15 protein-coding genes are annotated in these 20,086 nt (G+C 43.0%); 10 read left to right on the forward strand and 5 right to left on the reverse strand.

Going from position 1 to position 20,086, the window contains the following annotated elements; genetic code table 11:
• Positions 1-297 precede the first annotated feature (297 nt).
• Together ACRBG0_RS14545 and ACRBG0_RS14550 are read left to right on the forward strand one after the other, a co-directional pair.
• Positions 298-915 carry a DUF4294 domain-containing protein gene (locus ACRBG0_RS14545; RefSeq protein WP_431487594.1) on the forward strand — a complete coding sequence of 206 codons (618 nt, stop codon included), beginning with the start codon at positions 298-300 and terminating at the stop codon, positions 913-915.
• Positions 916-1,059: 144 nt separating this feature from the next.
• Positions 1,060-2,400, forward strand: coding sequence for a transposase (locus ACRBG0_RS14550; RefSeq protein WP_431487595.1), 1,341 nt, complete (start codon positions 1,060-1,062; stop codon positions 2,398-2,400).
• Between the two features lie 45 nt (positions 2,401-2,445).
• Here ACRBG0_RS14550 and ACRBG0_RS14555 read toward each other — a convergent pair whose 3' ends face one another.
• Positions 2,446-2,961, reverse strand: coding sequence for an OmpH family outer membrane protein (locus ACRBG0_RS14555; protein WP_431487596.1), 516 nt, complete (start codon positions 2,959-2,961; stop codon positions 2,446-2,448).
• Between the two features lie 176 nt (positions 2,962-3,137).
• Here ACRBG0_RS14555 and ACRBG0_RS14560 point away from each other — a divergent pair, with 176 nt between their 5' ends.
• The gene (locus ACRBG0_RS14560; RefSeq protein ID WP_431487597.1) at positions 3,138-3,893 is read left to right on the forward strand and encodes a glycoside hydrolase family 73 protein; all 756 of its coding nucleotides are present in this window, start codon (positions 3,138-3,140) and stop codon (positions 3,891-3,893) included.
• Between the two features lie 9 nt (positions 3,894-3,902).
• Here ACRBG0_RS14560 and ACRBG0_RS14565 read toward each other — a convergent pair whose 3' ends face one another.
• Complete coding sequence (locus ACRBG0_RS14565; RefSeq protein ID WP_431487598.1) at positions 3,903-4,493, reverse strand: hypothetical protein; 591 nt, start codon at positions 4,491-4,493, stop codon at positions 3,903-3,905.
• Between the two features lie 96 nt (positions 4,494-4,589).
• Between ACRBG0_RS14565 and ligA the strand changes: the two genes are divergently transcribed.
• The 5 genes from ligA (at position 4,590) to ACRBG0_RS14590 (ending at position 10,673) form a co-directional block, all read left to right on the forward strand.
• The gene (gene ligA / locus ACRBG0_RS14570) at positions 4,590-6,719 is read left to right on the forward strand and encodes an NAD-dependent DNA ligase LigA (protein ID WP_431487599.1); all 2,130 of its coding nucleotides are present in this window, start codon (positions 4,590-4,592) and stop codon (positions 6,717-6,719) included.
• Positions 6,720-6,760: 41 nt separating this feature from the next.
• Positions 6,761-8,104 carry a tRNA (N(6)-L-threonylcarbamoyladenosine(37)-C(2))-methylthiotransferase MtaB gene (gene mtaB / locus ACRBG0_RS14575; protein WP_431487600.1) on the forward strand — a complete coding sequence of 448 codons (1,344 nt, stop codon included), beginning with the start codon at positions 6,761-6,763 and terminating at the stop codon, positions 8,102-8,104.
• Positions 8,105-8,296: 192 nt separating this feature from the next.
• Positions 8,297-9,418 (forward strand): fatty acid desaturase family protein, encoded by a 1,122-nt coding sequence (locus ACRBG0_RS14580; protein WP_431487601.1) that lies wholly within the window; start codon positions 8,297-8,299, stop codon positions 9,416-9,418.
• 133 nt (positions 9,419-9,551) lie between these two features.
• Entirely contained in the window at positions 9,552-9,944 is a 393-nt protein-coding gene (locus tag ACRBG0_RS14585) for a hypothetical protein (RefSeq protein WP_431487602.1), read from the forward strand.
• A gap of 27 nt (positions 9,945-9,971) precedes the next feature.
• A complete protein-coding gene (locus ACRBG0_RS14590) occupies positions 9,972-10,673 on the forward strand; it encodes a rhomboid family intramembrane serine protease (protein ID WP_431487603.1) in 702 nt (233 codons plus the stop codon).
• Here ACRBG0_RS14590 and ACRBG0_RS14595 read toward each other — a convergent pair.
• Positions 10,606-11,901, reverse strand: coding sequence for an O-antigen ligase family protein (locus tag ACRBG0_RS14595; RefSeq protein WP_431487604.1), 1,296 nt, complete (start codon positions 11,899-11,901; stop codon positions 10,606-10,608). The two genes, ACRBG0_RS14590 and ACRBG0_RS14595, sit on opposite strands and share 68 nt — an antisense overlap.
• 133 nt (positions 11,902-12,034) lie before the next feature.
• Here ACRBG0_RS14595 and ACRBG0_RS14600 point away from each other — a divergent pair, with 133 nt between their 5' ends.
• Both ACRBG0_RS14600 and ACRBG0_RS14605 read left to right on the forward strand, forming a co-directional pair.
• Positions 12,035-14,011, forward strand: a complete 1,977-nt coding sequence (locus ACRBG0_RS14600; RefSeq protein ID WP_431487605.1) for a tetratricopeptide repeat protein — start codon at positions 12,035-12,037, stop codon at positions 14,009-14,011.
• 15 nt (positions 14,012-14,026) lie between these two features.
• The gene (locus ACRBG0_RS14605) at positions 14,027-17,035 is read left to right on the forward strand and encodes a glycoside hydrolase family 3 N-terminal domain-containing protein (RefSeq protein WP_431487606.1); all 3,009 of its coding nucleotides are present in this window, start codon (positions 14,027-14,029) and stop codon (positions 17,033-17,035) included.
• Between the two features lie 160 nt (positions 17,036-17,195).
• Here ACRBG0_RS14605 and ACRBG0_RS14610 read toward each other — a convergent pair whose 3' ends face one another.
• Positions 17,196-18,857, reverse strand: a complete 1,662-nt coding sequence (locus ACRBG0_RS14610) for a hypothetical protein (protein ID WP_431487607.1) — start codon at positions 18,855-18,857, stop codon at positions 17,196-17,198.
• 193 nt (positions 18,858-19,050) lie between these two features.
• Positions 19,051-19,956, reverse strand: coding sequence for a hypothetical protein (locus tag ACRBG0_RS14615; RefSeq protein ID WP_431487608.1), 906 nt, complete (start codon positions 19,954-19,956; stop codon positions 19,051-19,053).
• Positions 19,957-20,086 lie beyond the last annotated feature (130 nt).

Genomic DNA, 20,086 nt, shown 5'->3' on the forward strand with positions numbered 1-20,086 from the left:
GATGGGTACCCAATGCGTTAAACATTTCTTAAACTAAGGCCTCGCGCAAGCCTGAAGACATACCCTCCCTCCTTCTAAAACCATGATAATCAGTGAATAGTTTGTCCCAATTGTTGCTAAAGCACTAAAATTCTTCTACATTTTCCCGACTAAATAGCTCCTGTAAGCGTTATTATCCAGAGCTTTGACGTCTCAATTACGAAATACCCCAAAACAGCACCCGCCAAATGGTGCAAATGCGGTATCTTAAGGATAGTGTCAAAGTGAAATGCTGAAAAAGCATAAAAGCCGAATGTTATGAAGTACCTAATTTTAAGTAGCCTGATCATCTTTTTTGGAACCAGCCTGACCGCTCAGGAAACAGGAGGCTACACCAGAGTAAATGATCAGTACTACAAATACATGATTGATGATTGCGGAGACACCCTGATTGTCGCCAGCCTCGAAGGAATTTCAATTTCTTCCTTACGTGCATTTGAAAATGAGGATGACTATCGTCGCTATCGTCGCTATCGCCAGTATGCGCTCAAAGTTTACCCTTACGCCGTGCAAGCAATTCGTATTTTTAGAGAAACAGAATACGCCTTAAACAATCTCTCTAATCGAGAATCCAAGCGCTATATTCGTCAACTTCAAAGAGAACTAAAAGATGAATTTGCCGACCCTCTCAAAAATCTGAGTAAAACACAGGGGTTAATCCTCATCAAAATGATTGAGCGGGAACTCGACACCCCCATGTATGAACTGATTAAAGATTTACGGGGTGGGATAACGGCTACCTACTGGAATACGATGGGTAAACTCTTTGGCCACAGTATCAAGGATGGCTATATCAAAGGTGAAGATCGGATTTTGGACGCGGTTCTTGATGACTTTAATGTATCCTATGATGTCCCCGCAGCTGCCGGCAACTAACCACTAAAAAAGTCGTTGGTATTGATTTTCTACACTAAACACATAAAAACATGAGTCATCCCGAATTTTAGTCGGTTTTGACAAAAAAGGCCTTTTGAGTAAATTCGAGGAGTAACCACACTTCAAGAACAACTCAAAAGGCCTATGTTTTTAGAGATACTACAAAGTAAGTCAAAGTCTACCAGTGTTCAAAATGCGAGTTCCTTTTTATTAAACCAAATAGATCGCTACACTTGTGATTTTCGTCATCAATTAGACGAGCAGATTGATAAACGTTTAGTACGAACCTTTTTTGATTTATTCGTGACTATTCTCTTGTTTAGAGATCGCGCAATGGGCTTGTTGCTCAGCGAGTTAGGTGGCTATGTATGTGGAATGGATCATGCCCCTGCTGGTACTAAACGAATAAGCAATCTCCTTCGTAGTAAAAAGTGGTCATCCGATTTGATTGATGATTTCTTATTTAATCGTTGCGTCAGTCGGGTGAAATCCTTGTGTCTGGAGGGTAAACGCCCACTGATGTTATGGGACGATAGCTGTATTGAAAAACACGAAAGTTGGTTTTCCGAAGGCCTTTGTAGTGTATTTAGCAGTAAAGCAAAAAGGCTGACTAGAATAAGACCGGGCTATTATGACCCTCCTTCTAAACGTATTTGTGTTCCTGGATTTAACTGGACAGGTGTTTTCCTATCTCATTTAGGTGGAGTTCCTAGTGTATGTCAAATGACTTGGTGGACGACACGAGGTAAGCACAAAGAAGACCCTGACAATATTATTTTTAATTTGCTACGAAAGATAAGTCAACAAGTAGGAAACGCCGTACTTCATGTCTTTGATCGGGGATATGCTAATGAGAAAATGCTTCGATACCTCTTCACTTTTGAGCAACATTTTGTTATTCGATGGAAGAAAAACCACCTACTGAATCACGCTATAAAAGGAACTAAGAAAACACATCTATTATCACGGTCTTTCAAAGGAGTACGCAGTAAAATAGTGCAGGACAAAAACCGCAAGAAACTCAAGAAAGTCTCTATCGCATGGGCTGCTGTAAATCACCTCGAATACTCTGATAATCAGCTGTATTTAATCATTGTAAGGGATAAGCACAATTACAATGGCCCTATGTATTTACTCACCTCCTTACCTATTGAAACAGCTGCTCAAGCATGGGAGGTCATGTTTAGTTATATGCACCGATGGGAAGCAGAACAAGGCTTTCGATTCTGTAAATCAGAACTAGCTATGCAATCTCCTCGATTGTGGTTTTGGGATAATCGAATGAAGTTAATGGCTATTGTCATGTTAGTCTACGACTTTTTACTTAGCATTCTCACAAACTGGGGAAGTTGGATAAACCTATTCTTTCGACGATGGTGCCATAGAACAGGAGAGCGGTACCGAAATGCTTCGATACCGCTCTACAGGTTACGTCTTGCCATTCATCATTGTCTGGCTTCCCTGTTTTATCAAAATTCGGGATGACTCATGTTTGTTTTGAAGCACCCTGAGATTCAAGGCATTCTTTCTTTACTCTTCTATGCCCAATTTGGCTTTCACCAAAGGCATGATATCTACTGCTTCCTGAGCATACATAATAGCACCATAAATACTGGTGTCAAAAATCATCAAAAAACCATTCTCTTTAGCAACTTCGTCAATTGCCGCCTGAGCACGCTCTACGATTGGCGCTAGCATTTCATTGCGCTTCTGGCCAATCGTATTGATGATCACCTGCTCATAATTTTGGATTTCCAACTGACGCTTTTCCAACGCGGCTTGCTGTGCTTGTTGCTTGACCGGCGTCAAGCCTCCTCCTTGCACCGCTTTCACAAAAGCCGTGGCATCACGCTGGAACTGTTGGGCCATCGTTTCTCCGGTAGCCACCATGGTCGCTTGCATAATTTCCAGGCTATCATTCGCAGCAACAGCCTCCGGCATCTGAGCGATAAGGTTACCCAAATTGAGATGACCGTAACGGTCTTGTCCTTGTAAACTAATGAGGCTGACGATAAGTACAGCACTAAGTAATATTATCTTCTTCATAGGTAGTTTCAATTTTATCGAGCGCAAAGGTACGCTTTTCCGAGATTGTGGGAAATAGGCGATGTGAAAACAGTTCATTTACTTAAAAAATTGCGCTCTTCAACAAAAATAATTGCAATTATTTGTTTTTAAAACAAAAGTGTTTAAATTTGTTCTAAATTCAAACATATAGTGTCATGAAGCCTTACGAAAACCTCACCCCTGCCAGACTAAAAGCCTCCTTTGAACTGTATTGGAAAAACTTTGAAGACTGGTTTCGCCGCCGCTGGCTGGGCATGTGCGCCTTATTACTATTGGCATGGATGGTAACTCATAAAGATATATCCATCAACTTTTCTATGCAAAAAGGGGAAGGTGGTTTTTTGACAACGACCTCACAATCTCTCTTTTTTGATCCATTTGAAGATGATGCAGTACAAGCCCAAAATGTTTCTTTGCATCATTCTGAAACCAATGAATCCAACCTCACCCCCGCACAACGAGAGAAACGCCGCAAGCAATTGGCCTATGTTAGCACTTATCAAACATTAGCGGCTAAAGAAATGAGCACCTATCGTATTCCATCTAGCATCACCCTTGCTCAAGGGTTACTGGAGAGCAATGTTGGCGAAAGCCGACTCGCCAGGGAAAACAACAATCATTTTGGCATTAAATGTTTCTCAAAGAGATGTGCTAAAGGACATTGTACAAACTTCAACGATGATCACCACAAAGACTTTTTCCGAAAGTTTCAGACGGTAGAAGAAAGCTTCGCCGCTCACAGCAAACTCCTACAAAAGGATCGTTATCAAAAGCTTTTCCGCTTGAAGACGACTGACTACAAAGGCTGGGCAAGAGGATTGAAAAAAGCGGGTTACGCTACAGATCCGCGGTATGCTGATAAACTGATCCGAATTATTGAAGACCTGGAACTTTATCAATACGACGTTTAAAACAAACATCTATGGTTTTATCGGATACAACCCTATCCGGCGACCAACACACTGTATTGCTGCTCGCAATGCTTCCTGCTGCTCGTCATTAAGCATCAGGGTACGGTTTTGATTTTCATACTCTACCCTAATTTGAGCGATCTTATGGTAAGCCAATTTGTAGTAATAATCCAATGGAATCGGACAAGTATGCTGGTAAACCCGCATATTGATAGTCCGATCAAACTCTCCTTCATCGGGGATATTATAAAAACCTATGACTGAATCATCATCCAGCAAAAGCTTCACATTCATACCTGGCTTAATGGGCTGAAGTTTATACTCTGGTAAGACAAGATTGAAAAAGAAGCTACTGATACTGTCGTTTTCAGAATACAACAAAATAGCTTCTGCCTCTTCGATTATTTTCGGACCATCCTCTAACTCGTATCTACTAGGAATCAGATAACCTAATGCTACGACCTGCGAACCAATCGTACGTAAACTATCAAAAGGATCTACTTCGTCAAAAGCGATTGCGCATTTAACGTCACCCTGCGCAAAAGCAGGTGTCAGAAGGAATAGAAAGGCAGAAAAAATCAGTAACAATGACTTAGCCATAGAAAATTTATATTTTACAACACAAAGGTAAGTAACCAAGAGCAACTAGTTTTTCTAACTTTGGGTTTGAATATTTACTAAGTAGCATTTTAAAGCATGACTTACAGCTCACCTGTACAAAAAGAACTGGTTGCCCGCTCCAAAGCTTATCTGGAAGGTGACGCCACGCTGCTGGCGCAATCTCCCGCTATTCGTAACGCCCAATTACGTGAAATGATTGTTTTTCACGAATGGCGATACTATATACACAACGACCCAGTACTTAGTGACTTCGAGTACGACCAGCTGTACAAAATGCTGGAAGCACTGGAAAAAGATCACCCGGAATTCATCACCGCTGATTCACCTACCCAACGGGTATCTAGTGATGTAAGCAACGATTTCCCTACCGTTCCTCACCTTACCCCCATGCTGTCGCTTGCGAATAGTTATAACGCAGAGGATTTACTGGAGTTTGACCAGCAGGTAAAACGAATGCTGAACATGGCAGAAGACGAGGATATCGTTTATGCCGTAGAACCTAAATTTGACGGTGGAAGCGTTGCCCTTGTTTACGAAAACGACCAACTTGTAAGGGCTGCTACCCGAGGTAACGGTCAGGAAGGAGAAGAAATGACCGCCAACGCAAGGGCTATTCGCTCTGTGCCGTTAAGTGCTTCCTTCAGTGATTTAAACATCTCTAAAGTAGAGCTGCGTGGTGAAGTACTCATCAGAAAAGACAAGTTTGAGGCTATCAACAAGAAACGGGCAGCAGAAGGGATAAGCTTATTTGCTAACCCTCGCAATACAGCTACTGGCGGGCTACGAATGAAAGACCCCAGAGAAGTTGCTGACCGTAATTTAGAGGCTTTTCTTTACACCCTTGGCTATGCTACGAATGACGCCGGTGAAAATAAGCTTGACGCTATCCCTACTCACTATGAAAGCTTAGACCTACTGGAGAAACTAGGCTTCAAAGTACCAATTGATGGCAAAGAACGCAAGCTCTGCAAAAACATTCAGGAGGTCATTGAGTTTTGTACAACCTGGGAAAACGGTCGTGAAGCCTATGCCTACGAAGTAGATGGCATGGTTGTAAAGGTAAACGACAGAACCCTTCAAGAGCGAGCTGGGCACACCAGCCATCACCCTCGTTGGGCCATTGCCTATAAATTTGCGGCCAAGCAAGCGACAACGAAACTAGATGCCGTAGAATACCAGATTGGCAAAATTGGCTCTATCACCCCCGTAGCTAAAGTTGCGCCCGTATCTTTAGCAGGCGTGACGATCTCTTCTATCTCCTTACACAATGAAGATTTTATTTCCGAAAAGGACCTACGCCTGGGCGATACCGTATTGATTGAGCGTGCCGGTGATGTTATCCCCTACATCGTCAAAGCACTTGATGATCTACGGGATGGAAGTGAACAAACTATCATTTTCCCCGACAAATGTCCATCTTGCTCTACGCCGCTGATACGGGAAGAAGGAGAAGCAGCCTGGCGTTGCCCTAACTACGAATGCCCGGCGCAAGTACTACAGCGGATTATTTTCCATGTTTCTAAGCCTGCGATGAATATCGATGGGCTGGGCCGCTCCATTGTTGAGCGTTTTATGGAACAAGGTTGGGTGAAAACATTGCCAGACATTTATCGACTGGACTATGAACAAATCGCCCAACTAGAAGGTTTTGGGGCCAAATCCGCGACCAACTTAAGAGCTGCTATCGAGGAAGCCAAACAAAACCCTATCTACCGTCTTTTGCACAGTTTAAGTATCCATCACCTTGGCAAAAAGATTTCAAAACTACTGGCTGCAGAACTTGAGCATGTCTTACAACTAAAAGACTGGACCTACGATGACTATGTACACATCAAAGATGTAGGGCCTACCGTGGCAGAAAACGTTAGTGCCTATTTTGCTGATCCTGCAAACATCGCCATGTTGGAAGAGCTGGAAGCATTAGGGGTAAACCTTACGGCTACCGAAGCCGACCAACCCGTGGCAGCCGTCACAGAAGGTCCTTTTTTAGGAAAGACAATCCTTTTCACAGGAAAGCTTTTACAAATGAGTCGTAAGGAGGCCCAGGAAAAGGCCGTTGCTGCTGGGGCTAAAAATATCAGTGCCGTAAGTGGCAACCTTGATATTTTAGTCGTCGGCGAAAAGGCAGGCTCAAAACTGAAGAAAGCACAGGCACTTGGCACCGTAGAGATTATGACTGAGGACGAATTCTTAGCACAGGTCTAAGGAAAAAGCCTTAATTTTGCGGTTCGAACTAAAATCAGATCATGGCCACGCCACGTACGGTTGCCTTTCATACTTTGGGCTGTAAGCTCAACTATTCGGAAACATCGGCCATTGGCCGCCAGTTTGAGGATGCCGGTTATGGAGCTGTTCCATTTAAGGATGGCGCTGACATCTACGTGATCAATACTTGTTCGGTAACAGATTTTGCAGATAAGAAATGTCGCAATGTAGTGCGTCGTGCTTTACGCAAAAACGAACACGCCAAAGTGGTGGTCGTTGGTTGCTATGCCCAGTTAAAGCCACAGGAAATTGCTGATATCCCAGGAGTAGATCTAGTCTTAGGTGCTTCCGAAAAATTTCGGATTCTTGACTACATCGATGATATCAGTCAAGCACCAGGCAAAGGCATGGTGAAAGCCGGAGAGGTAAAAGAAGCTAAAGACTTTATTCATGCCTTTAGTTTTGGAGACCGTACCCGGTCTTTCTTGAAAGTACAAGACGGATGTGATTACAAATGTTCTTTTTGCACCATCCCGCTAGCGCGGGGCAATAGTAGAAGTAATACGGTAGAAAGTGTTGTCGCCAATGCCCGCGAAATTGCCAAAATGGGAACCCGCGAAGTAGTCCTGACCGGCGTAAACATCGGCGATTTCGGCAACGGCACCGAAGTTATTGAAGGGACCCGCCCCAAAAAAGAAGCCCTATTTATCGACCTTATTCGCGAATTGGATAAAGTCGAAGGAATTGAGCGGTTCCGGATATCGAGTATCGAACCCAATTTATGTACCGAAGAAATCATTGAATTCGTTGCGCAATCACAGCGTTTCGCTCCCCATTTCCATATCCCGTTACAATCAGGCAACAACAAGCAACTCCAGGCCATGCGTCGCCGTTACAAGCGAGAACTGTACGCTGAGCGAGTGGCGCTCATCAGGAAGCACCTTCCTCATTGCTGCATTGGGGTAGATGTGATTGTTGGCTTCCCCGGAGAAACCGAAGCCGATTTTCTGGAGACTTACAATTTCATCAATAGCTTGGACATTAGCTATCTCCACGTCTTTACTTACTCTGAGCGAGCCAATACCCCTGCAGCTGAATTGCCAGAGGTCGTACCTATGCAAGAGCGCCGTCGGAGAAATCAAATGCTCAATATTTTGAGCGAAAAAAAGAAGCGTAGTTTCTATGAATCCCAGCTCGGAAACACACGCAACGTTTTACTTGAAAAAGGCAAACAAAGTGGGCGATTAACCGGCTTTACTGACAATTATGTCAAAGTAGATGTGCCTTTAGAAGCTACCTGGATCAATCACGTTGTTCCAATGCAACTGCGTACGATTAATGCAGATGGCTTGGTTAATGCCGACCTTCACTCTACACTCGTTTAGGCCCATAGGAACCGTATTTAACCAAATAATTGGATGCCAGATTACCGTCATTTTCCAACTTTTTGGCCCTCTTTTCCCTTATATTCCGTACTTTCAGCATTTTATATAGCAGCCCTCGCCACGTAAAATATACTACGAGAATTCCTTCTCGTACTTTATAGTAGATTGTACTGGCGACAGATCATCAAACTTATGCAGAATACAAGAGCCGTAAAATTTAATGTGGAGGACCAACCTGAGTTTTTCAAGGAACTCCGCCAGCGCGTCAACCAGTATTTCAAGGAGCGTGAGATTTCTCGTCATGCTAATTTGAACATGAAATTCAAAACAGGTTTCATGATTGCTTTGTACATCATCCCACTATCTCTTTTGATTGCCGGTGTTACACAAAGCTTTGGATGGAGTTTCTTAATGTGGGTACTAATGGGATTAGGAATGTCGGGTATTGGTTTATCCATTATGCATGATGCCAACCACGGAGCATACTCTAAAAATAAGAACGTAAACAATGCATTAGGTTTCCTTGTAAATCTAATCGGTGGATATCATGTCAATTGGAAAATCCAACACAACGTACTTCACCATTCCTTCACCAATATCCACGAACACGATGAGGATATCCAGAAGGCCATCTTACGATTAACCCCGGATACCAAACGCAAGCCGATCCACCGGTTGCAGATCTTTTACGCACCAATGCTTTACTCTTTAATGACCATCTACTGGTTCCTTAGTAAGGATTTTGAGCAACTGGTTCGGTATCGTAAAAAGAACCTACTTGGCACTCAAGGAAAAACCTTCAAACAAGCAATGCTAGAGGTTTCTTTTTATAAACTTGGGTACATTATTGTAACCATCGTTCTTCCACTTGCCGTTGGAGGACAAGTATGGTGGCATTTCTTGATCGGATTCTTAGCGATGCATTTCATTTGCGGAATGATTCTGGCATTGATTTTTCAGCCAGCACACGTTATTGAAGAAACAGAGTTTTTCCACACAGATGAAGACGGAAGTGTTGAAAACAATTGGGCTATTCACCAACTGAAAACAACTGCCAATTTCGCAAACGGAAGCCGTTTCTTCTCTTGGTTTATTGGAGGTCTTAACTATCAAGTTGAGCACCATTTATTTCCTAACGTTTGTCATGTACACTACCGGAATCTTTCTCCGATTGTAAAAGCGACTGCCAAGGAATTTAATATTCCTTATCATGAACACAAGACCTTTTATGGTGCAGTAAAAAGTCACTTTACCTTACTCTACAAACTAGGTAATGGCCAATACGACATCGAACAAGCGCGTGCAGTAGCATAAACGACGTTTAACAAATTCATTGGAATAATTATCCCGGGCTTTGCTAGTAGCGAAGTCCGGGATAATTATTTAGCGCCACTTGTAGCTTCTCCCTAAACGGCTATTTTATTTACCTTTATAGAAAGAATAAACTATGAAAGCTATCCTTTTGCTTTTTTCGCTATCGCTTTTGCTTGTCAATACTTGCGAGGATGCAGATACTTTCCCTCTGGGAACTTCCTTTACCCTGTCTCCTCAACAGGAATTAGTAAATAAATCAGCAGATATGACCATCAAATGGTTAGAAGTCGCTGAAGACTCTCGTTGTCCCAAAAACACTAACTGCGTATGGGAAGGACAAGCAAAAGTAAACTTACTGGTTAATGGAGATCCTTTGACTTTGACTCTCAGAGACGGTAAACCAGAAGAAGCTCAAACCCTCGTTGGGGATTATATCTTCACGGCAGAAACCCTTAACCCTTACCCCGAAGGGGAAACAATTGCCCCTGCTGATTATCGCTTACAACTTAAGGTAAGTAGCCTTTAAGATTATCCTTTACCAACGCCATCACATATGTTTTTCCCTATCGGTGACGACCAAGTAAAAGGAGGGTATTTTCCTTTTTTTAGCTATACTTTTATCGTCCTTAATGTTCTGGTATTTGTTTATCAGGCATCCTTATCCATTCCTGGTTTTGAACAATTTGTCTACACCTATGGTAGCATCCCCAAGGAAACGCTTGCAGGGCAGGATACCTTTACTCTTTTCACCAGTATGTTTTTACATGGCAGCTGGATGCACTTGTTAGGTAACATGCTCTTTCTTTGGATTTTTGCGGATAATATCGAGGCCACAATTGGTAATTTCCGCTTCCTTATTTTTTACCTCATCGGAGGCCTTGCTGCTCACGCAGGACATATTTACTTTAATATGGGGAGCGAAATCCCAACAGTGGGAGCCAGTGGTGCAATTTCTGCTGTAATGGGTGCTTACCTGGTCATGTATCCAACTTCGAAAATTAAAATGCTGGTACTGGTCTTTTTCATCCGAGTGCCCGCCTTCATTTTCCTTATCTTCTGGATTGTACAGCAGGTTACCTTGGGTAATCAATCACTACAATCTATGACCAGCGAGACTGCTGGTGTAGCTTGGTGGGCACATATTACTGGTTTTGCTTTTGGTTTGGTAGCAGGCCTTTTTTACAGGCTTAATTACCCACGCCCGGGACAAATGACGCCCGATCATTCTCCTTTTGATCGGACAGACCTGTTGTAAGATAAAAGCGTGCTCCCATCAACAAAAACGTAAGATAAATAGCAGTACCCAGCTGGGTTTCCAGCGTTTGCTCAATAATAAACGATGGGATAGCTATGGCTAAAAAACTACCCAACAATGCGTATTTCCAACCATTTTTATAAAAAAGCGGTAAGAACGTTACAGCAATAAACACCAGTAACCCAAGCCACCCCACTCCCGCGTATTGCCATACATACTGGCTCTGAGGGGTAAAACCAGAACCCGCTACTCCTGGATAATTCGCCTGTAGATACACTTCTGTTTCATCTCTTATATCACCAATGCCAACCCCCAAAAACGGAGCTTCATTCCCCATTGCCAACCCAGCCTGGATAGTCCCCACCCGGTGAGAATCCGAAAGTTCAGTGCTATTATTATCGTGCTGAATATGATAAAGATTATAAAGTGTATAATCTATTTTGTTCTGCAAAGAAGGTATCGTCAGATAGGCCGTAACCATCCCTCCAACCAATAATAATGTTGTGATAATTCCAAACCACCAGCGCCGTCGCAGAATGATCTCCCGGATCAGGAAATAGAACAAGACACCGTACAACGCTACCAAACCACTACGGACAGCTAAGACGTGTAAAAAAACAATAAGAAACCCTGTGATAAAAAACTGTACAGCCCGTTCCCATTTGTACTTCCAGGTCCATTTTTCTTGTAAAAAAGTAATCCCGATAGCTACACAATAAGCCACCATAAGGCTAAAGCGAATATGCATAACCGGGGTCGGCAGCACTTGGCCTTTTTTGTAAGCCAAGGTCATTTCCGAAAAATGGAGGAGGTACCAAGCAAAGAGGTAAAGACAAATGGCGCTTAGCAAGAAATAAAAAACATATAATAGTGGATAGTATACGCTGCGATCAAATCGAGGAATAGCAAGCAGGCCTGCCGGCATAAGTAGAAAAGGTAGGCGCATCCGCATTCGATTAGCCCAATAATCAGTATTTTCGGACCATAGCCCACTAATGCCCCATACCACAAAAAGAAGGACTATTGACCAAAAAACAGGATGCTTTAGTAGGTTTTGTAGGTTTTGTTTGACTTCTGGATTGAGTACCCAAACGATGGCTAAGCCAATGACTCCCATACTCATCATCGCGGATGATACCACAAGGCCTACCAATATAAATAGTAAGGCCAGTACTCCAATGAACTGATAAGTGGATGGCCCGAGTAGTTTTTTTATTCCTTCATTCATGCAGTGTAAAGATAGGCTCGATTTTCGAACGCTCCCTCTTTATTGGTATTGCTTTTACAGCTTGCTTTAAATTATGGGATTACTACCAACAATTTTTCTAAATTAGCACACTACAGATAGCTTCAGCATTCCTATGGCCAAGAAAGATAAAAAAACAAGTACGAAAAAAGTAAAAACCCTCCCTTCCACCTGGGCTTGGCTAGGGCGTACCCGTTTGGTTGCGGGAGGTTTATTTTTACTCAGTGTATTACTATACGCTAATACTTTCTCTCACGACTTTGCACAGGATGACGCTATCGTTATCACTGAAAACATGTTTACCACAGAAGGCGTTTCAGGTATACCCGGCCTTTTCCAGTATGACACCTTCTATGGTTTTTTCAAAGTAGAAGGCAAAGCCAAACTAGTAGCTGGTGGTCGCTACCGACCTTTGACACCAGCCATGTTTGCGGTAGAATATGGCTTATTAGGAGCCAACCCGGCAATAATGCATGTCTTTAATGCCCTTTGGTACGGGCTAACAGTAGTGATGCTCTATTTGTTATTACTAACAATGTTTAAATCCCGTAAATCCTGGGATAGCCAAATTAGTTTACTTGGCGTTTATTGGATACCACTTCTTGCTGCTTTTATTTTTGCAGTACATCCATTGCATACCGAAGCTGTTGCCAATATCAAAGGTCGTGACGAAATCATTACCCTTTTGGGTAGCCTTACCAGTTTGTGGCTACTGTTCAAAGGGGGAAACATACGTTCTGCACTAGCAGGAATTTGCTTCTTTATTGCTTTACTTGCTAAGGAAAATGCAATAACCTTTTTAGGCGTCGCTCCACTGGCTTTTTTTGTTTTTACTCAAACCAATATTGGGGACATTGCCAAACGCATTTCGCCACTAGTTGCAGCAGCCATTCTATTCCTTATTATTCGAGGGGCTATTCTAGGGTGGGATGTAGGCGCTCCTAGTCAGGAGCTTATGAACAACCCTTTCCTCAAATTAGAACAAGGGCGTTGGGTCGACTTTTCAGCTGGCGAAAAAGCAGCTACTATTACTTATACCCTTGGCAAATACGCCCAATTACTGGTTGCGCCAGTACAACTCACCCACGATTATTACCCCCGCCAGATAGACATCATGCGTTTTAGTGATTGGCGAGTATTGCTCAGTCTCCTTTTATATCTCGGTTTATTAATCTACGGTTTATGGGGGCTTGTACGTAAAAAAATTGGCAGCTTTGCAGTGCTATATTATCTAGGAACGCTTTCTCTGGTATCAAACATTGTCTTTCCCGTGGGGACTAATATGTCAGAACGCTTTCTCTTTATGCCTTCAGTAGGTTTTGCACTCCTGCTTGCGTGGGGGGTATTTACCTATCTGAAAAATCATCGCTTGGCAACGGGGATTATACTAGGCTTTGGTGTGATTTTAATGGTACTAACGGTATTACGCAACCCAGCTTGGAAAAATAACTACACCCTCTTTACTACCGATATCCACGCTTCGCCCAATAGTGCCAAACTGCGAAATGCGATGGCCGGGGAATTATCAGTGCAATGGGCGAGCTTACCTCCTGAGCAACAACCTGCTCGTCAGTCGATGCTACAAGAAGCATTAGGACATATTGAGGAAGCTATCCGTATTCACCCTACTTACAAACAGGCTTACTTCATCAAAGGCAATCTCCTTAATTACCTCAAGCAGTACGACGCATCAATTCAAGCTTATCAGCAAGCTCGCCAAATTGACCCTGGCTACGATCAGGCTTTTGACAACCTGATGATTACTTACCGTGATGCGGGCCGTTTCTATGGAGAGCAAAAGGGCGACGTAAGGACAGCTATTCAATACCTCGATCAAGCCTATCAAGCCATGCCCGAGGATTATGAGACGATCAGGCTTTTAGGAGTTGCCAACGGCATTGCCGGTAATACTCCTCGAACAATCGAGCTGTTTACCAAAAACACGCAGCTCCAACCCAACAATGCCCGTGCCTGGTATGACCTGGGTTCGGCCTATATGAACAATCAACAACCCGAAGCCGCCAACCAAGCCCTACAACGAGCTCGACAAATAGACCCCGATATTGAAGCTAAAGTGCGTGCCGGAAACTAATTTTAACCCCCAGTTATGAACATGCGTATTCTCTTTCGTACGCTCGCCCTTGCGGGTATACTTTTACTGGTAAGCGGACCTTTATTCGCTCAGTACCATGCTAATCTTGACCAATCCAATGCCCAGGAAGCTATCTGGGTTGATTCCGTCTTTCGAAGTATGAATTTTGAGCAACGCCTCGGGCAATTGTTCATGATTCGAGCACACTCCAACCTAGGTTCTAATCACGAGGCTGCGGTAGAACGGCTCATTCGTGACTACCACGTCGGAGGGCTTTGCTTTTTTCAAGGCACTCCTGAGGCACAAATACGCCTTATCAACAGATATCAAGCGAAGGCCAACCTTCCTATGATGGTAGCAATGGATGCTGAGTGGGGGCTGAATATGCGGATGAAAAGTGTACAGGATTTTCCGCGTCAATTGATGCTGGGTGCTATTCGTAATAACGGATTGATCTATGAGCTAGGAAGTGAGATTGCTCGGCAAATGCATAGGGTAGGGGTGCATGTAAATTTTGCTCCCGTTGTAGATGTTAACAACAATGCTAACAATCCAGTTATCGGCACTCGCTCCTTTGGAGAAGATCGCCTCAATGTCGCCATTAAAGGCGTAAACTACATGCGTGGCATGCAAGACAATGGTATTGTAGCTTGCGCCAAACACTTTCCTGGCCATGGAGACACCGATGTAGATTCCCATTTTGACTTGCCTATTATCCCTCATTCTCGCCAGCGCCTGGACAGTATAGAACTTTATCCATTTCGGTCATTGATCGATCATGGTGTAGGCAGTGTCATGGTGGCTCATCTTCAGGTACCAGCCTTAGAGGCTAGAGAAAACTACCCTACGTCTCTTTCCTCCGCAACAGTGAACGGTGTCTTACGTGATCAATTGGGTTTTCATGGGCTTACCTTCACAGATGGACTGGAAATGAAAGGCGTTACCAAACATTTTGGCGATGGTGAAGTAGAAGCCGCGTCCTTGATGGCCGGTAATGATATACTGCTCCTTCCTGAAAGCTTAGCCAATGCGGAATTAAAAATCAAGCAATATATAGAGGACGGTCAATTGAGCGAAAGGGAATTTGAACGGAAGGTTAAGCGTGTATTACGGGCAAAATACCGGATGGGCTTACACTCTTTCGTCTCCATTCCCGAAGAAAATGCCTTGGCAGACCTTAACAGTGCCGATGCATTAATGCTAAAAGAACAATTGGTAGAGAATGCACTGACGTTAGTCCGCAACGAAGGAAATCTGCTACCCATCAAAGAGATTGCTCAAAAACAACGTGCAGCACTGGCAATTGGTAGTAATAAACAAACCATCTTCCAAAAGCGATTGCTGGATTATGCACCTGTTGATTTATTACATACAGATAGCGATGTTTCAGAGGAAGAGGCCACTAAGTTGCTTAATCGCCTCGCCGAAGAAGACTTGGTCATTGTCAGTATGCACAATATGGGGCGTTCTGCAAGTAATGATTTTGGGATAAAACCTTCGGCTTTGCGTTTTTTACAACGACTACGCCAGCAAAATGACGTTGTACTCGTTATTTTTGGAAATCCATATAGTCTAAAGTTTTTTGACGATCAAGGTGTAGTTGTAGAAGCCTATAACGAAGATGATGTAACCCAAGACAAAACGGCTCAGGCTATTTTTGGAGCTATTAGATTCAACGGACGCCTGCCTATTACGGCTTCTCCGACCAGCCATTATAATGCAGGAATAAGTACCAGCAAACTATTCCGACTTGGATACGGCGTTCCTGAGAGCGTAGGTATGAATACTGATAGCCTTCAAAGGTATGTACGAGCATTAGCACAAGATGCTATTGATAGTCGAGCTACTCCTGGTTGTGTAGTTTTAGTCGCACGCCACGGAAAGGTAGTATTCCATGAAGCTTTTGGCCACCACACCTATGCACGGCAAAGGGAGGTGAGCAAAGATGACATCTACGACCTTGCTTCGGTTACCAAAGTAGCGGCAACAACTATTGCTATCATGGACCTGGTGCAGACTGGGCAACTTGACCTTGATCAAACCTTAGGGCATTATTTATCAGAACTGAAAGGCAGCAATAAAGACCAATTAGTCATTCGTGAAATACTGGCTCATCGAGCAGCCCTTAAACCGTGGATTCCCTTTTACACAGGCACCCTTGATAACCGAGGGAGAAGATCCGGCGAACTTTACCGTTCTACCCCCGGTGGGGATTACAATGTACAAGTAAGCGATAATATCTTCCTTCGTGAAACCTATATTGACTCTATTTGGTACAGTATTGATCAATCTGATCTTCGTAGTAACAATAATTACCGCTACAGCGACCTCGGTTTCTACTATCTTGCTCGCCTGGTAGAAAAGCTGAGTCAACAAGGGCTAAATGATTACGTCCGCCAGCGTTTTTACGAACCACTCGGCCTATTTAACATTGACTTTCAGCCTCGTCAGCGTTTTTCGCTCAACCGCATCCCTCCGACCGAAATGGATAATTACTGGCGCAAGCAAACCGTCCACGGTTATGTTCATGATATGGGAGCAGCAATGCTGGGAGGAGTAAGTGGTCATGCCGGGCTCTTTGGCAACGCCCATGACCTAGCCGTTTTATGGCAAATGCTACTCCAAAGAGGTATTTATGGTAACCATGTGTTTTTGAAGCCAGATGTTGTCAGGGAATTCACTACTCGCTTTGGAGACGAAACTCGTCGAGGCATAGGTTTTGACATGAAGCAGCTCAACCCCAACAGGAGCCAAAACATAGCGCAACAAGCTAGCCGTCGCACTTTTGGACACCTAGGCTTCACAGGAACCTGTGTATGGGCAGACCCTACCGAAGAACTGGTATTCGTATTTCTATCAAATCGCACCTATCCTTCTATGCGAAACAATAAACTTGGCCGTGAAAACTACCGCCCCAAGATACAGGCCGCGGCTTATAATGCTATTATTCGTAAAATAGCAAGCCCACCTGTTCTTCCCATAGAAGGTGCCGCATTACCAGAGAAAATAGAATCGGGGACATAAAAGTAACTCACCTTAAACATGAGTCATCCCAAATTTTGATTGTCATCAAAATCCGTGCTGACCAACCGCAAAACTTATCGTTAAAAACGAAACCCCATGATTTCTATTAGTGAAATCATGGGGTTTCGCACAAAAAGTCTATGCTTTTCCAGCTCCATCCTTATTCAAATACAACTGTTCCATTACAGGCAGCATAATCATCTACAAGCTGACGATAAGAGGTTCCATTGGATTCGTATTCCTTGTTAGTCGCTTTTTGTACAATAGTAGGACATTCCTCAAATTTATTAGCAACAAACTTATTCAGGTTTAAATAGGCCATCCCGTCATCTAGGCCGTATACCTTTTTCACTGCATTGCCTCTATTATTCTCTGTGCCATGTACCAGCCAGTAAGAATAATCATTATCTCCTTCGTCCAAACGATTCAACACCAGTCCTTGTGTACCACAAATAGGTTCTTGCAGTGTCATCATTGAAATCGGTCCAAAAGATATCCGCACAGGAAAAAGTGTTTGGTCATTACGACGGATATAGAGAAACTCCTCTACTTCAAGATACCGTCGAGCTTTATCAGGATTGGACTGGTCTTCTACGTAAACGCCTTTAAAGTTTTTCGCGCCATCAGAACCTTTTATTTCTTTGTAATCGTCAATAATCAGACCTCTTAGCGTATCCTGTCCGTTTTTCAAGACCACATATCCTTCTATACTTGGGGTCTCCAAAGTTGTAGAAGAAGCAACGGCCTGCTGTACCTGAGCCGCCTCATAAACAGCAGCACTTTCTGCATCATAAGTACTGTAATAAGTATTGGAAACCCCTTGATTGGCATTAAATCGATTGGCCCTGTCTTCTATTATTGGCAGAAGGGTTCTCAATAAGTACTCTCTGCGACCAGCCTCCGTGAGGCGATTAGCCGTAGCAAGTGCATTCACATTATCTCCGGCTATAGCATAAGCCTGGGCTAAATTATAAGCTGCTGCTTGAAATGCTACCGATTCTTTTTTGTCGTCTGCCGATGCATTTTGTAAAGCCGTTTCCCAAATATTTATATTGTCACCAAAAGTAGCTAACACCAAAGGGCTTTCTGGAGTAGCACCTTCAATTGTTGACTTCAAGGCCTGTACTCCTTCATTCAAGGCTTCATAACCAATCTTATCTGCTTTCTTTATTCCATAAAAAGTCAGTGTTTCTGAAACAGGACGAGTATCGTACTCGCTGGCAAGATGTCTCTGAAGGTTTTGCAACAGTCGTGCAAAATCTGCCTTAACCCAGCCTTCCAGTGTAGCCTCTCCACTATTCTCCCAACTCTTTTCCAGGCTATTGACTGTTCTCGCTTCGCCAAATGACTTTGTGTAAAGTCTATCATAGCCAGAGTAAATCTTATCGACCATCACCTCTCGCTTTCCATCGAGAATCTGATAAAGAATAGGGATACGAAATTTAACCTCATAAGAATAAGTAGTCACCACTTTCGCATCATCTCCCTTTCCTTCCGTCTTAGTTCCTTTTTTCACCTCTTTTGAGACATAATGATCACCATCTAGCTTCACTGCAATCAAAAAGTCCCCCTTGCTTTCTTGGTAGGTATAACTTTCTAAGTTAAAATGATTCGCGATCATCGAAGATTCGATCATCCCCATTTTAGCAAGGTTGATTGTACCCTGATCTATTTGTACACTGTAAGTCTTGAAATCTCCCTCTAGTGGTGATAGCGGTAGGCGGGTATATTGGTGAACGAATCGCTGATCATCGAGACGTTGAGCAGTAAGCATATTACATCCGAATAAAATAAAAAGTAAAATGATAGCTTGAATTTTCATTACTTAGGCCTATTTTTAGCGTGATTATTTACACTTCATTGCGCGAAATAGCTCCTAAGTAATCAGCTAGAGGTCGTTTTCTTTAATAATAATTATAATAGCATCTAGAATAGCCCTCTCTAAAAAAGGCGATTGAATCAGTGATCCAATCGCCTCTTATACCTATTAAAGAATAGGTAATTATACGTTTCTATTACCTGCTCTCCTTATCCTTCAACATCGCTAGAAGCACCTTAGTTGCATTCTCATTTGTAGCATCTAGTTGTAGTGATTTTAGATAATTCGTAGTTGCTAGTGCACTGTCGCCTACTCTAAGATATGCCTCTCCTAAAGAATCAAAAGTATTTCCTGATTCCGGGTAGATGAGTGTGTTCAACCTGAAGACTATAATAGCTTGATCATATTTACCTGCGTCCATTAGCACATAGCCCAGCGTATTTAGTTCTCCTTCATTTTTTGAGTAATGCCTTAAAAAAGACGCATTCTTCGTAATCAATGTATCTACTGCATCCAGGCTTTCCTCCTCAAATTGGGTAAGTAAATAATTCGCAAGGTGATAATCAGGTCGAGGCGCCAAACCAGCAAAAATCTGAGCAATATCAGTTTCTAACGAAGAAACCGGGCCTTCTACGATTCGTCCAACTTCTTCTCCATCTTTGTAAAATAAAAAAGTCGGCACACGGTGAATATTCAGGCCTTCTTCTTCTCTGTTAGGGCCTTGTTTCATTTTTCCAGCTCGATTATCTAACCCTATCAATTCCACGTTATTCATATTCATAATAGAATGATCAACAATCTTCAAAAAGCGGGTCACTTCTCGCTTACTATCACCACACCAGGTTCCCAAGTATATTTTTACACTAATACCTTCATCATAATACTCATTCACTTTCTCTACTCTTTCTTCATCGATCGAATAGCTTTCATACACTGTATTGTACCACTTAGAGAACGGCTCCTCCTTAAGTTGACTCCTCGAAATTGTTCCTAAAAGGTGAAGGTCCCCTTTGCTCGTTAAATATTGATTCTCTTCATTTTGTGCGAATGACTGCGCTAAACTTAAAAAAGACAAGGCTCCTATCAATAGAATAATTCTCATAATCGTCATAATTTGCAGGGTGATTAATGCTACAAATATGTAGGTTTCAGCCTTAGGGTTTCCCCAATACACTGTTAATGAATATTAAGGCAATGCAAATAAGACAAGAGAGAGTCTTGATAGAGGGGGG

Origin of the sequence: Lewinella sp., assembly GCF_050633125.1 — a bacterium.
Taxonomy (GTDB): domain Bacteria; phylum Bacteroidota; class Bacteroidia; order Chitinophagales; family Saprospiraceae; genus Lewinella.